Genomic DNA, 12,866 nt, shown 5'->3' on the forward strand with positions numbered 1-12,866 from the left:
GTAACCGTGATCTGCAGCTAACGGTCAGATGGTCCAGGTGTCGCCGGCGTTGAGCAGCGCCGAGAGTTGGTCCTCGGGCGTACCCTCGGCCTTCGCCTGCGCGGCCGCGACCTGCCCGACGACGACCTCGTCGTAGGTCGGGCGGTCGACCGAGCGGAAGACGCCGATCGGGGTGTGCCGCAGGTCCAACCCGGGCAGCCGGGACAGCGCGAACGCGTACGCCGGCTCGGCCACCGTGGCGTCGTGCACCACGATCTCCGTCTCGTCCACTTCGGACGTACGCCGGACTTCGAGGCCGAAGGCGCCGGGCGGGTGCACAACGCACCACTCCCGATCCTTGCCGAACGTGATCGGCTGACCGTGCACCAGCGGCATCACGAAGTCGTCGCGCGTATCCGGCGACTTGAGCACGTCGAAAGCGCCATCGTTGAAGATGTTGCAGTTCTGGTAGATCTCGACGAACGCGGACCCGTTGTGCTCGGCCGCGGCGCGCAACACCGACTGCAGGTGCTTCCGGTCGGAGTCGATCGTCCGCGCGACGAACGTCGCCTCCGCCCCGAGCGCGAGCGAGATCGGGTTGAACGGCGCGTCGGCCGAACCGAACGGCGTCGACTTCGTGATCTTGCCGACCTCGGAGGTGGGCGAGTACTGCCCCTTCGTCAGGCCGTAGATCCGGTTGTTGAACAGCAGGATCTTCAGGTTGACGTTGCGGCGCAACGCGTGGATCAGGTGGTTGCCGCCGATCGAGAGCGCGTCGCCGTCACCCGTCACGACCCAGACGCTCAGGTCCGGGCGCGACACCGACAGGCCGGTCGCGATCGCCGGGGCCCGCCCGTGGATCGAGTGCATGCCATAGGTGTTCAGGTAGTACGGGAAGCGCGACGAGCAGCCGATGCCGGAGACGAACACGGTCCGCTCCCGCGGGATGCCCAGCTCCGGCAGGAAGCCCTGCATGGCCGCGAGGATGGCGTAGTCACCGCACCCCGGGCACCAGCGCACCTCCTGGTCGGACTTGAAGTCCTTGGCGGTCAACTGCACCGGGACGCTAGACATTCTTGACGACCTCCTCCAGCATCGAGGCCAGCTCGGCGGACGTGAACGGCAGCCCGCGGACCTGGTTGTACGCGACCACGTCGATCAGGTAACGACCCCGGATCACCTGAGCCAGCTGGCCCAGGTTCATCTCGGGGATGACGACCCGGTCGTACGCCTTGAGCACCTCGCCGAGGTTGCCCGGCATCGGGTTGAGGTGCCGCAGGTGCGCCTGCGCGACGGCCAGCCCGCGTTGCCGGAGATCCCGGCAGGCGGCGCCGATCGGGCCGAACGTCGAACCCCAGCCGAGCACGAGCACCTTCGCCTGACCGGAGGGGTCCTCCACGGTCAGGTCCGGCACCTCGATCGCCTCGATCCGGGCGGCTCGCGTACGCACCATGAAGTCGTGGTTCTCCGGGTCGTAGGAGATGTCCCCGGTGATGTCGCGCTTCTCCAGGCCGCCGATGCGGTGCTCCAGGCCCGGCGTACCGGGGATGGCCCACGGGCGGGCGAGCGTCTGCGGGTCGCGGAGGTAGGGCAGGAACTTGCCGTCCTCGCCGTTCGGCCGGCTGGCGAACTCCACCTGCAGGTCGGGCAGGCTCGCGACGTCCGGCAGCAGCCACGGCTCGGAACCGTTGGCGATGTAGCCGTCGGACAGCAGCAGCACCGGAGTCCGATAGGTCAGCGCGATCCGGCACGCCTCCAGCGCCGCGTCGAAGCAGTCGGCGGGAGAGCGCGGCGCGATCACGGCCACCGGCGCCTCGCCGTGCCGCCCGTGGAGCGCCATGTTGAGGTCGGCCTGCTCGGTCTTGGTCGGCATGCCGGTCGACGGCCCGGCCCGCTGCACGTCGATGACGACCAGCGGCAGCTCCAGCATCAGACCCAGGGAGATCGTCTCGCTCTTGAGGGCGACGCCAGGACCACTCGTCGAGGTGACGCCCAGCGCACCGCCGTAGGACGCGCCGAGCGCGATGCCGGCCGCCGCGATCTCGTCCTCGGCCTGCACCGTGGTCACGCCGAACTTCTTGTGCTTGCTCAGCTCGTGCAAGATGTCCGAGGCCGGCGTGATCGGGTACGCCCCCAGCACCACCGGCAGCTTCGCGCGTACGCCGGCGGCGACGATGCCCAACGCGAGAGCGGTGTTGCCGGTGATGTTCCGGTACCGCCCGGCGTGCATCTTCGCGGGCTTGACCTCGTAGCGGACCGCGAACGCCTCGGTGGTCTCGCCGAACGACCAGCCCGCCTCGAACGCGGCGATGTTCGCGGCGACCAGCTCCGGCCGGGAGGCGAACTTCTTGCGCAGGAACGTCAGCGTCGACTCGTGCGGCCGGGAGTAGAGCCAGCTGAGCATGCCGAGGGCGAACATGTTCTTGGCCCGCTCGGCGTCCTTCTTGCTGATCGGATGATCCGCGAGGGCGCCGACCGTCATGCTGGTGAGTGCGACCGGATGCACGTGGTACGACGCCAGCGACCCGTCGTCGATCGGCGACGCGTCGTAGCCGACCTTCTGCAGGTTGCGCTTGGTGAACTCGTCGGTGTTGACGATGATCGTCGCGCCCCGGGGCAGATCGCCCAGGTTGGCCTTCAACGCCGCCGGGTTCATCGCGACCAGCACGTTCGGCGCGTCACCCGGGGTGAGGATGTCGAAGTCGGCGAAGTGCACCTGGAAGCTGGAGACACCGGGCAGCGTGCCGGCGGGCGCCCGGATCTCCGCGGGGAAGTTGGGCAACGTCGAGATGTCGTTGCCGAGCTGCGCGGTTTCCGAGGTGAATCTGTCGCCGGTCAACTGCATGCCGTCGCCCGAGTCACCGGCGAACCGGATCACGACGCGATCAAGCTGCTGCGTCTCCTTGGCCACCTGCGTCCTCCTACCGGACGGGTCGTCTCGTTACGGTGAAAGAGTACGTCGGTTACCACGCTGTCACTTCATGGGCCGGTCCGCCAGGCCCACCCTGTGGACACTGGCGTTATGCTGCGCACGTGGATGGCTACCTCGGCTCGTACGCGACCCTGGGACTGCTGGTCGCGGTGGCGGTCGTCTTCTTCGTGGTCGCCTTCGGGGCGAATCGGCTGCTTCGCCCGGCAAACCCGGCGAACGGTGCCGGAAAGTTCGACACGTACGAATGCGGACTCGACCCGGTCGGCGGCGGCTGGGCGCAGGTGCACATCCGCTATTACCTGTACGCGTACCTCTACCTGCTGTTCGCGGTCGAAGCCGTCTTCCTGTTCCCCTGGGCCGTGGTCTATCTGCGGCAAGGACTCACCACGGTGCTCGAGATGGCCATCTTCGTGGCGGTGCTTGCACTCGGTCTGCTGTACGCGTGGCGCAAGCGTGTTCTGGTATGGGAGTGACACCTGAGAATTCGGGTGGCAGGGTCGCTTTCTGCCCCGGGTTCGTGCCACGATCGCAGGCATGGCTCAAGTCCTGCTTCTGCTTGTCGTCGCACTCACCGTGGGCGCCGTCGTCTTCGGCGTGATGGTGCTGGTCAGCGGGGGTGACCCCGGAATGGCCGGAGTGGAGCCGGACGGACGCGGGCGGCCACTGCCCGGCAGCCGCCCGCTCGTCGAGCAAGATGTCACGAAGGTGACATTCGATGTGGCGCTCCGCGGATACCGGATGGATCAGGTCGACCGCGCGCTCAAGCGGGTGGCGTACGACATCGGTTATAAGGACGAGCTGATCAATGTCCTGGCGGCGGAGGTCGAGGCGCTGCGCGACGGCCGGGTCGAGGACGCCGACGCCTTGCGGGCCGCGCGCCTGGCCGCGTCGAGCGAGCCGGAGCCCTACCCGGAGCCCGAGCTGATCGACGGCACGGTGACCGAGAGCGGCCCGTCGGTCGACGAGCCCGCGGACCAGCCGGCCGATGAGGCCGGCAAGGCGGGCAAGACCGACAAGGCCGAGGAAGCCCAGCAGACGCAGCCGGAGATCGACTTCGACGAGGTGCCCGACGGCCCGTTCGCGCCCTGGCCGGCGGCGTCCGACGAGAAGCCTTCGGCGGAGGCCGAGCCCGACCCGAGCGCAGAGGACTCCGCAGCAGCCGCGACCTCGGCTTCATCTTCGACCTCGGCTTCATCTTCGGCCTCGGACAAGGCGAAGGGCGACGAGGCCGACCACCCGACCGACGCGCCGGTGGCCGAGGAGAAGAACGACGACAAGCCGGCCGACTCGGACTCCGACGCCGCCGATCGGGTGGTGACCCGAGGGTGACCTCGGAGGTTCAGCCGCCGACGCCCGGCGAACCGGGCACCGGTGAAGTCACCGCGACCGTCATCGTCGATGCTCCGGCCGAACGAGTCTTCGCCGCGTTCCTCGCCTGGGAACGGCAAGGCGACTGGATCCCGTTCACCACCGTCCGCGTCGTCGAGGGCGACGGCGGCGAAGGCAGCCTGATCCAGGCGATCACTCAGGCCGGACCGGCGGTGATCAAGGACGAGATGCGGGTGGAGAAGGTCGACCCGCCCTACGAGCTGCGAGTCATGCACTGCGGCAAGATCCTGCGCGGACCAGGCGTCCTGCGCTGCACCCCGATGGCCGGCGACCGTACGCAAGTCGTCTGGCACGAGTGGTTCCAGCTCCCCGGCGGAGTCGTCGGCAAGGCAGTGTGGCCGCTGCTCTGGCCCGGATCCAAGTTCGGCTTCAAACGGGCGCTCCGCAAGTTCGCCCGCCTCGTCGAAGCCGGCTCCCTCCCCTGAGCCAGGTGATCTGTCACACCGCGTGGTGGCACGCTCGGTAGGCGCGGTCCCCAGACGTAGCATGGGACCCATGTCCGCGCCTGCCACGACGCTCGCCGATGCGATCAATGCTGCTCTGGCCACCGTCAACGACCCCGAGATCCGCCGCCCGATCACCGATCTGGGCATGGTGGAGTCCGTAGCCGTCGACGGTTCGACCGCGTCGATCGGCATTCTGCTCACCGTGGCGGGTTGCCCGCTGCGCGACAAGCTGCGCGAAGACATCACCGCGGCGGTGACGGGGGTTCCCGGCATCGATTCGGTGCAGATCGCGTTCGGCGTGATGTCGACCGAGCAGCGGCAGAATCTGCAGAAGTCGCTGCGCGGACCGGGCGCGGCCGAGCCGGTGATCCCGTTCGCGCAGCCCGGCTCCCGGACCCGTGTGTACGCCGTCGCCTCCGGCAAGGGCGGCGTCGGCAAGTCCAGCGTGACGGTGAACCTGGCTGCGGCGCTGGCCGCCAAGGGGCTGAGCGTCGGCGTGATCGACGCTGACATCTACGGCCATTCCGTGCCGCGCATGCTCGGTGCCGACGGCCGCCCGACGCAGGTCGAGGACATGATCATGCCGCCGCAGGCGCACGGCGTGAAGGTCATCTCGATCGGCATGTTCACGGCCGGCAACGCCGCCGTCGTCTGGCGGGGGCCGATGCTGCACCGGGCGTTGCAGCAGTTCCTGGCCGACGTCTACTGGGGCGACCTGGACATCCTGCTGCTCGACCTGCCGCCGGGCACCGGTGACGTCGCGATCTCGCTGGCTCAGTTGCTGCCGAACGCCGAGATCCTCGTCGTGACCACGCCGCAGCAGGCCGCCGCCGAGGTCGCGGAGCGGGCCGGGGCGATCGCGCTCCAGACGCATCAGCGTGTCGTCGGCGTCGTCGAGAACATGTCTTACCTGGAGCTGCCGACCGGCGAACGGATGGAGCTGTTCGGCGCGGGCGGCGGTCAGACGGTGGCCGACTCGCTCACCCAGCTCATCGGGGCGGCCGTGCCGCTGCTGGGCCAGATCCCGCTCGACACCCGGGTCCGGGAGGGCGGAGACGAGGGCAACCCGGTCGTGCTGGCCGCTCCGGACGCGCCGGCCGCAGCTGCTCTGCAGGCCGTGGCTGACCGCCTCTCCGTACGCAAGGAGTCCCTGCTCGGCAAGCCGCTCGGACTGAGCCCGGCGCGCCGCTGACCCATTCCGCCAGCGTGTTTCCGCTGGCGGAATTCCGCTGACGGAGACGAGCCCCGGTTTCGGCCGGGGCTGTCTCGGGTTCGCGGGTTCGCCGCCTTGCGCGGGCCTTCCCAGTTGATCAGGGAGTTCTGGGGTCGATCAGGGTCTGGCGGACACGACACGCCGGTCGATCACGCACATAAGTTCATGATCGCGCCGAGAGTTGGCAGGCGAGGCGGTCGCGCCGCGAGCCTGACGGGGCAGGGCGGGCGAGGCGGGGCGTCGCGCCGAGCGGCCCAGGGCCGCGAACGGAAAGCGCCGGCCAGGGCGTCAGGTGGCGTCGGCGAAGCGGTTGGGAGCGGAACCGCCGCCCTCACCCGGGCCGGAGCCCGAGCCAGAGCCGGACGCGGAGGAGCCGGCCGAGTCGCCGGACTGGATCGGCGTACGGTGATCGAGGCTCGACGCGGTGGACTTGATTTCGTCCCCGATGCCCTGAACGTCCCGCTTCACGTCGTTGAGCAGGCCCTCCAGCGGCTTGCGAAGGTTGGCCTCCTCCTCCTCGCTCAGGATGTGCTTGCGGAGGAAGGTCTTCGGGTTCAGGTCCTCGAGGCTGATGTCGGTGCCGAGTTCCTTGCTGAGGTCGCCGGTCGCGTTGCGGGCCATGTTCCGCAGGTTGCGCAGCATGCGTACGCCGTCAGCGATGACGTTCGGCAGCTTCTCGCCGAAGACGATCAACGCGAGCAGGAGGATGACCAGGACCTCCCACGCATCCAGGTTCTCGAACACCCTCGTCGCCTCTCTCGCGGCCGCATGTGCCACCGCGGCCGGGGGCACCGCGCCCTAGGGTAGTCACCCCGAAGCGCTATCGGCGAGCCTACTTCGCGTCGGCGGCGAGCGTAACCGTCACGTCTTTGCGTTCAGATCCACGCTGGTAGCGTACGGTGACCGCCGATCCGGGTGGATATTTGCGGACGAGTGCGATCAATTCCACCGGTTCGCCCACGACGTGCCCGTCCAGGGAGATGATCACGTCGCCGTCCTTCAGCCCGGCATCGGAGGCCGGTCCGGCCGGGTCGACCTGCGCCACGCGTACGCCCCGGAAGGCGTCGTCGAGCCGTGCCCCGATGACGGTGCGCCGGGCCTTGCCGGTGGCGATGATCTCCTCCGCGATGCGCTTGGCCTGGTTGATCGGGATGGCGAAGGCCAGTCCGATGTTCCCGGCCGAGTCGTCGCTGCTCGCCATGGACTTGATCACGGAGTTGATGCCGACGACCTGGCCGGCCCCGTCGAGCAGCGGACCGCCGGAGTTGCCGTGGTTGATCGCGGCATCGGTCTGGATGGCGGCGTAATACCTGGTCAGCGTCGGGTCGCCGGCGGCGAGCAGTCGGTCGACCGCGCTGACGATGCCGGAGGTGACGGTGCCCGGCAGGGCCAGCGGCGAACCGACCGCGAGCACCGGGTCACCGACCTGCACGGTTGTCGAGTCGCCGATCTCAAGCGGCTCCAGGCTGCTCTTCGGCACGCGGAGGACCGCGACGTCCGACTCCGGGTCGGAGCCGAGCAGCCGCGCGGCGGTGGAACTGCCGTCGTTGAGCACGACCGACAGGCTCGATCCGCCCGAGACGACGTGGTCGTTGGTGATCACATAAGTCCCGTCACCCACGGCGAATCCCGAGCCCAGCGCGGTTCCACCGGGGATCTGTGCGCGTACCGTCACGACGCTCGGCAGCACCCGGGCCGCGATCGCCGCGAACGACTGCGGCGGGCGCTGGGCCAGTGCCGCGACGGGCCGGTTCGAGCTGCTCAAGGCCGCGGTCGGGCGCCGGGCCGCGGTCGCGAACCCCACGCCGAGCGCGCCGCCCATCACGCCGGCCACGAGCGCGGCCGCGACCACCAAAGCCGCAATCCAGGCGGTACGCCGAGTGAACCAGCCGCCGTCGGTGACGTGGTCGGTGGAAGGTGCATCGGGGTGCCCGGGAACGGTCAAGGTCACGGGGGCGGACGGATCCCGCCACGGATCGGAGTCGGCGTTGCTCCACCAGTGGCCGGCGGCCGGTTCGGCCGGGCGTACCGGGGGAGTCGTCCACGTCGCGCTCGTCTGAGGGTCGGACCAAGCCTGGTCCGCCCACATTCCGTCATCGTTGCGGCCCTCGGTCGGCGACCCCGGATCGGCGCTGGCAGCGGCGCGTGCGGCGGGGTCGTCATCGTCGGGCTGGCGCCAGTTCCAGCCGTCGGTCACGAGTCTCAGAATGTCATGGATGAGTAGTTCATGATGATTTTTCGCGAGATCCAGATCCGGCTTGTCCTGATCGCTGACTGCACTCCTGGCGGCTCGGCCGAGAGCCTCCCCGGCTTGCCTCGAGGAGCCTGATCAACGATCTCCCACTACTATCCACAGGGGAAATCGGGAGGACGAATTGTCAAGGCAGCTCGGGCCGTCGATGGCGGGCGGGCGCGGCGCTGACGGCTATCTCGCCGAGGACGTCGTCCTGCAGACCGCTCGGACGCTCGCCCACGAGCTGGGTCTGGCCCCGATCGCCGCCTCCACCGGCGCGGCGTTGCGGCTGTTCGCCGCGATGGTCAACGCACGGGCCGTCATCGAGATCGGCACCGGCACCGGGGTGAGTGGACTGTGGCTGCTGCGCGGCATGCGACCGGACGGCGTGCTGACCACAATCGACACCGACGCCGAGCATCAGCGCTTCGCCCGGCGGGTCTTCCTCGAAGCCGGGTACGCCTCCTCCCGCAGCCGCGTCATCGCGGGCCGGGCGCTGGACGTCCTGCCCCGGTTGACCGACGGCGGGTACGACCTCATGGTCATCGACGGCGATCCGGCCGAGCACGACGCCGGGGTGATCGGGGCGGCCCGGCTGCTGCGCCCGGGCGGTGTGGTGGCCGTCGTGGGCTGCGGTTTCGAGCTGGCCGAGACGGTCCGGGACCGCTCCGACACGTGGCTGCCGGCCCTGCTGCCGACGCCGGACGGCCTCCTGGCCGCCGTACGCCGCTGAGTCGATCATCAAGCCCGGGAGTTGATCAGGGTCGGGCGAAACGACACCACCACCCGCCCACCCACACGACTCCAGCCTGATCACGACCGATAGTTCATGATCGCGCGGAGACAACGGGGGGCGTGGCGCGCGGAGACAACGGGTCAGAGGGACTGGAGGAAGCGCAGCAGGGTGCGTACGCCCCAGCCGGTGGCACCCTTGGCGAGTTCGCGCTCCGGCTCGTCGGCCCAGGACGGCGAGGACATGTCGATGTGCGCCCAGCGGCCGCGCTGCTTGCCGGCGAACTCCCGGAGGAAGAGCCCGGCCGTGATGGTCCCGGCGCCGCCGTCGGAGTGGTTGTAGAGGTCGGCGATCTCGCTGGTCACCATCGAGACGTAGTCGCCGTGGAGCGGCAGTCGCCAGAGTCCTTCGCCCGCGCGTCCGGCCGCGGCGAGCAGCGCGTCCGCGAGGTCGTCGTCGTCGGCCATGAGGGCGCCGATGCGGCGGCCGAGGGCGACCCGGTTGGCGCCGGTCAGGGTCGCCACGTCGATGAGATAGTCGGGCGAGTACTGCTCGACGGCGTACGCGAGGGCGTCGGCGAGGACGATGCGGCCTTCGGCGTCGGTGCTGCGGACCTCGGTGGTCAGCCCACCGTAGTGCTCGATCACGTCGCCGGGCCGCCAGGCGGATCCGGAGACCATGTTCTCCGCCAACGGAGTCAGCGCCGTCACGCGTACCGGTAGCTGAAGATCGGCTGCCGCGAGGACCGCGCCGGCGACGGCGGCCGCCCCGCCCATGTCCTTGCGCATGAGCAGCATGGCCTCGGCCGGCTTGATGTCGATGCCGCCGGTGTCGAAGGTGATGCCCTTGCCCACGAGGACGATGTGGTGCGTCGCGCTGTCCGGCGCGTAGTCGAGCTGGAGCATGCGTGGACCGCGCGTGGACCCGCCGCCGACCGCGAGGATGCCGTTGAAGCCCTCGTCGCGCAGCCGGTCGACGTCCCAGATCTCGACGCCGACGCCGGCCTGGGCGGCGGCCGCGCTGACCTGGTCCACGAACCACGCCGGGTCCTTGGTCGACGACGGCGTGTTGGTCAGCGTCCGGGCGAACGAGGTGCGCTCGACGACGGCCAGGCCCTGCCGGAGCGCCTCGGCCGCGGCGGCCGGGTCCTCGACGAGCAGGGTCACCTCAGCCAGCGGCGGCCGCTTGGCCGGGTTGGCGTGGTATGCGGCCAGCCCGGTGCCCTCGACGAAACCCCTGGTAGCGGCGATCTGATCGGCCGCCGAGGTGAGGTCCACTGTGATGGACGTCGCTTTGGTCGCCGACCGGACGATTTCGGCCCCCGCCGCTCGCCAGCCCGCCTCGTCGCCGGTTCCGATCCCCGCGAAGAAAACGGTCGAGGGTGTCGACAGCGGACGAACGAGTCGTTCGACCCGGCCGGCCTCGCCGGTGTGCTCGGCCTGGGTCAGGAACGCTTCGGCCTCCGGAATGTCCCAGCGCCGATCGGCGGCCGGAACGGGGAGAGCGACGACCGTCGCTTCTTCAGGGGGCGCCGCGGCGAGCCGGAAGTCGAGCATGGAGCCCACCCTAGTCGAGAACGCGAACGCGCTGCCGCATCGGTCGGCCAACCGTCGCAGCAGCGCGTTCTGTATTCGTTTGTCGAGTCGATCCGCCGGTGGGCCAGGCCCGAAGACGCGCCGGGAAGGCGGCGCCTCAGCCCACGGCCTCCTTCAGGGCCTCGCCGAGGCGAGTGGCCTCGTCTGGGGTCATTTCGACCACCAGGCGTCCGCCGCCCTCCAGCGGCACCCGCATGACGATGCCCCGGCCCTCTTTGGTGACCTCCAGCGGACCGTCGCCCGTCCGCGGCTTCATCGCCGCCATCTTTGTCTCCCCTCAGACTTCCCACCAGGGGCAGCGGGTCTCCCCGCCGCGCGTCAGCAGTCCAGGAACGCACCGGATGGGTGGACCGGTGCGTGGTCCCGACCAATGATTTTCCCTGATGGCTGCCACGAAGCCCAAACCGGGCCGCCATCGATGTGACAATTGCTAGCCAAAAGGGCCACAAAGTGTAACAATTTGCGGCTATGCAGGCCCGGTCGGCGCTCTTCGATCTCTACGGCGACCACCTCCGATCCCGGGGTGGTCGCGCGCCGGTGGCCGCCCTCGTCCGGTTGCTGGCTCCGGTCGGGATCGCCGCGCCCGCGGTGCGTACCGCTGTCTCCCGTATGGTGCGCCAAGGCTGGCTCGCCGCGACACGCACCCCCGCCGGTCCCGGCTATCAGCTGACCGCGCGGGCCGAGCGCCGCCTCGACGCGGCGGCCGCGCGCATCTACCGGACCAGCCGCGCCGGCTGGGACGGCCGGTTCGACCTGATCACCGTCGCCCTGCCCGCGGATCGGCGGCCCCGGGAGCGGCTACTGTCCGCATTGTCCTTCCTCGGGTACGCGCGCCTCGGCGACGGGGCCTGGGTGGCTGCTCGTCCGTCCCCCGAGATCGAAGCGCTGCTCCAGGACGCCGAGGTGACCTTCGAGCGGTTCTCGGCGAGCCATTCCGGCGGTGTGCCCGGCGCGATGGCGCTCGTCCGCCGAGCCTGGGACCTCGCCGAGATCGCCGCCGAGTACGAGACGTTCGTCGACGACCTCCGTCCGGTCGTCACCGCCGTCAGCGCCCGGACACCGGACGAGCAGGCGTACGCCGCCCGGTTCCAGCTGGTGCACGCCTGGCGTGGTTTCCTGTTCTCCGATCCGCAGCTGCCCTTGGCCCTGTTGCCCGACGGCTGGGCGGGGACGACGGCGGCCGCCTTCTTCGACCGCCACGCCGCCCGGCTGCGGCCTGCGGCCGACCGCTACGTGACCACCTGCCTGAGTGATGGGAGACCCTGATGGATCCGCTGCTCGTCGACCGCGCCGCCGGTGTCGTGACGTTGACGATGAACCGCCCGGACGCGATGAACGCGCTGGACGTGCCGTTGAAGGAGGCCCTCCGGGACACCCTCGCGTCGCTGGCCACGGACGCGTCGGTACGCGCGGTGGTGCTGACCGGCGCAGGGACCCGGGCGTTCTGCGTCGGCCAGGATCTACGCGAGCATGTCGGTTTTTTGCGAAACGGCGATGAGACTCCCCTGAGGACGGTCGCCGAGCACTACAACCCGATCGCGCTCACCCTCGCCACCCTGCCGGTGCCCGTGATCGCCGCCGTACGCGGTGCGGCCGCCGGAGCGGGCGCGTCGTTGGCGCTGCTCTCGGACTTCCGGATCGGCGGCCCGTCGACGAGCCTGCTGATGGCCTTCGCCAAGGTCGGCCTGGCCGGCGACACCGGGGCGTCCTGGATACTGCCGCGGCTGGTCGGCCACGCGAAGGCGGTCGAGCTGCTCATGCTCGCCAAGCCGGTACGCGCCGGCGTCGCCCTCGAACTCGGGTTGCTGACGCGACTTGTCGACGACGACGAAGCCGTCCTCCCGGCTGCCCAGGAGTTGGCCGCCCAGCTCGCCGAGGGGCCGACTCGGGCGTACGCGGCGATCAAGCGGGAACTGGTCGAGGGCGCGGCCGGATCGCTCGCCCAGGCGCTGGCGGTCGAGGCGGAGGCGCAGGCCGATTGCGGTTCTACCGCTGATCATCGCGAGGGAACCTTCGCCTTCGTCGAGAAGCGGCCGCCTGCCTATAGTGGGGCGTGAGCAAGAAGTCCTGGCTGGTGAACGTGGCGCTGCCGATCGAGGCCGACTCGGCGGCGGAGGCGGTCGGCGAATACTGGCGTTACGTGGGCGAACTCGGCTCCGCCGAGCTGCCGGCTTACGTGTCGCCGGTCGGTGACGAACTTGCCATGATCCCCTTCGTCGCCGGCGAGGTCGTCAATCTCGACCCGGAAGAGGACGACTGACGGTCTGGACGGGCCTTGCTGGACGTGCAATCATCGATATGAGGTAACTCTTCGGCCGCGCGCCATGCCCCTTGAGGCGCGCGGCT

Annotated in this window: 13 protein-coding genes and 1 pseudogene; 8 read left to right on the forward strand and 6 right to left on the reverse strand. The window is 69.9% G+C overall.

Features of this window, described 5'->3' with window-relative positions:
- Positions 1 to 24: 24 nt before the first annotated feature.
- Both HDA40_RS24950 and HDA40_RS24955 read right to left on the reverse strand, forming a co-directional pair.
- The gene (locus tag HDA40_RS24950) at positions 25 to 1,053 is read right to left on the reverse strand and encodes a 2-oxoacid:ferredoxin oxidoreductase subunit beta (protein WP_253759939.1); all 1,029 of its coding nucleotides are present in this window, start codon (positions 1,051 to 1,053) and stop codon (positions 25 to 27) included.
- On the reverse strand, positions 1,046 to 2,890 hold the full coding sequence (locus HDA40_RS24955) for a 2-oxoacid:acceptor oxidoreductase subunit alpha (RefSeq protein ID WP_253759941.1): 1,845 nt from the start codon (positions 2,888 to 2,890) through the stop codon (positions 1,046 to 1,048). The genes HDA40_RS24950 and HDA40_RS24955 overlap by 8 nt, the downstream gene beginning before the upstream one ends.
- Before the next feature lie 122 nt (positions 2,891 to 3,012).
- On the opposite strand from HDA40_RS24955, the gene HDA40_RS24960 reads away from it, so the two are divergent.
- From HDA40_RS24960 to HDA40_RS24975, 4 genes are all read left to right on the forward strand, one after another.
- On the forward strand, positions 3,013 to 3,384 hold the full coding sequence (locus tag HDA40_RS24960; protein WP_253759943.1) for an NADH-quinone oxidoreductase subunit A: 372 nt from the start codon (positions 3,013 to 3,015) through the stop codon (positions 3,382 to 3,384).
- Positions 3,385 to 3,445: 61 nt separating this feature from the next.
- A complete protein-coding gene (locus HDA40_RS42580; RefSeq protein WP_372502949.1) occupies positions 3,446 to 4,240 on the forward strand; it encodes a DivIVA domain-containing protein in 795 nt (264 codons plus the stop codon).
- The gene (locus HDA40_RS24970; RefSeq protein WP_253759945.1) at positions 4,237 to 4,725 is read left to right on the forward strand and encodes an SRPBCC family protein; all 489 of its coding nucleotides are present in this window, start codon (positions 4,237 to 4,239) and stop codon (positions 4,723 to 4,725) included. Before HDA40_RS42580 ends, HDA40_RS24970 begins: the two co-directional genes overlap by 4 nt.
- Before the next feature lie 70 nt (positions 4,726 to 4,795).
- Positions 4,796 to 5,938 carry an Mrp/NBP35 family ATP-binding protein gene (locus tag HDA40_RS24975; protein WP_253759948.1) on the forward strand — a complete coding sequence of 381 codons (1,143 nt, stop codon included), beginning with the start codon at positions 4,796 to 4,798 and terminating at the stop codon, positions 5,936 to 5,938.
- A gap of 309 nt (positions 5,939 to 6,247) precedes the next feature.
- On the opposite strand, the gene HDA40_RS24980 is transcribed toward HDA40_RS24975, so the two are convergent.
- Positions 6,248 to 6,703, reverse strand: a complete 456-nt coding sequence (locus HDA40_RS24980; RefSeq protein WP_253759950.1) for a twin-arginine translocase TatA/TatE family subunit — start codon at positions 6,701 to 6,703, stop codon at positions 6,248 to 6,250.
- An 88-nt stretch (positions 6,704 to 6,791) separates the two neighbouring features.
- Positions 6,792 to 8,156: a S1C family serine protease gene (locus tag HDA40_RS24985; protein ID WP_253759952.1), complete on the reverse strand. Its 1,365-nt coding sequence runs from the start codon at positions 8,154 to 8,156 to the stop codon at positions 6,792 to 6,794.
- A gap of 202 nt (positions 8,157 to 8,358) precedes the next feature.
- On the opposite strand from HDA40_RS24985, the gene HDA40_RS24990 reads away from it, so the two are divergent.
- Positions 8,359 to 8,925 carry an O-methyltransferase gene (locus HDA40_RS24990; protein WP_253763796.1) on the forward strand — a complete coding sequence of 189 codons (567 nt, stop codon included), beginning with the start codon at positions 8,359 to 8,361 and terminating at the stop codon, positions 8,923 to 8,925.
- Between the two features lie 143 nt (positions 8,926 to 9,068).
- Here the strand turns inward: HDA40_RS24990 and HDA40_RS24995 are convergent, their stop codons facing one another.
- Positions 9,069 to 10,481 (reverse strand): leucyl aminopeptidase family protein, encoded by a 1,413-nt coding sequence (locus HDA40_RS24995; RefSeq protein WP_253759954.1) that lies wholly within the window; start codon positions 10,479 to 10,481, stop codon positions 9,069 to 9,071.
- Between the two features lie 136 nt (positions 10,482 to 10,617).
- Positions 10,618 to 10,785 (reverse strand): DUF3117 domain-containing protein, encoded by a 168-nt coding sequence (locus HDA40_RS25000; RefSeq protein WP_084556858.1) that lies wholly within the window; start codon positions 10,783 to 10,785, stop codon positions 10,618 to 10,620.
- A gap of 203 nt (positions 10,786 to 10,988) precedes the next feature.
- On the opposite strand from HDA40_RS25000, the gene HDA40_RS25005 reads away from it, so the two are divergent.
- The 3 genes and pseudogenes from HDA40_RS25005 to HDA40_RS25015 all read left to right on the forward strand — a co-directional run.
- Positions 10,989 to 11,786, forward strand: coding sequence for a PaaX family transcriptional regulator (locus HDA40_RS25005; RefSeq protein WP_253759956.1), 798 nt, complete (start codon positions 10,989 to 10,991; stop codon positions 11,784 to 11,786).
- The gene (locus HDA40_RS25010; RefSeq protein WP_253763797.1) at positions 11,783 to 12,577 is read left to right on the forward strand and encodes an enoyl-CoA hydratase/isomerase family protein; all 795 of its coding nucleotides are present in this window, start codon (positions 11,783 to 11,785) and stop codon (positions 12,575 to 12,577) included. Before HDA40_RS25005 ends, HDA40_RS25010 begins: the two co-directional genes overlap by 4 nt.
- 17 nt (positions 12,578 to 12,594) lie before the next feature.
- Positions 12,595 to 12,780: pseudogene (locus HDA40_RS25015) on the forward strand (hypothetical protein); the annotation flags it as partial.
- Between the last annotated feature and the right edge of the window lie 86 nt (positions 12,781 to 12,866).

Source organism: Hamadaea flava (genome assembly GCF_024172085.1).
GTDB classification, from domain to species: domain Bacteria; phylum Actinomycetota; class Actinomycetes; order Mycobacteriales; family Micromonosporaceae; genus Hamadaea; species Hamadaea flava.

Coding starts and splice junctions, on each gene's coding strand:
- HDA40_RS24990 (WP_253763796.1), top strand. CDS start 8,359: ATGGCGGGCGGGCGCGGCGCTGACGGCTATCTCGCCGAGGACGTCGTC.
- HDA40_RS24975 (WP_253759948.1), top strand. CDS start 4,796: ATGTCCGCGCCTGCCACGACGCTCGCCGATGCGATCAATGCTGCTCTG.
- HDA40_RS24950 (WP_253759939.1), bottom strand. CDS start 1,053: ATGTCTAGCGTCCCGGTGCAGTTGACCGCCAAGGACTTCAAGTCCGAC.
- HDA40_RS25005 (WP_253759956.1), top strand. CDS start 10,989: ATGCAGGCCCGGTCGGCGCTCTTCGATCTCTACGGCGACCACCTCCGA.
- HDA40_RS24995 (WP_253759954.1), bottom strand. CDS start 10,481: ATGCTCGACTTCCGGCTCGCCGCGGCGCCCCCTGAAGAAGCGACGGTC.
- HDA40_RS42580 (WP_372502949.1), top strand. CDS start 3,446: ATGGCTCAAGTCCTGCTTCTGCTTGTCGTCGCACTCACCGTGGGCGCC.
- HDA40_RS25000 (WP_084556858.1), bottom strand. CDS start 10,785: ATGGCGGCGATGAAGCCGCGGACGGGCGACGGTCCGCTGGAGGTCACC.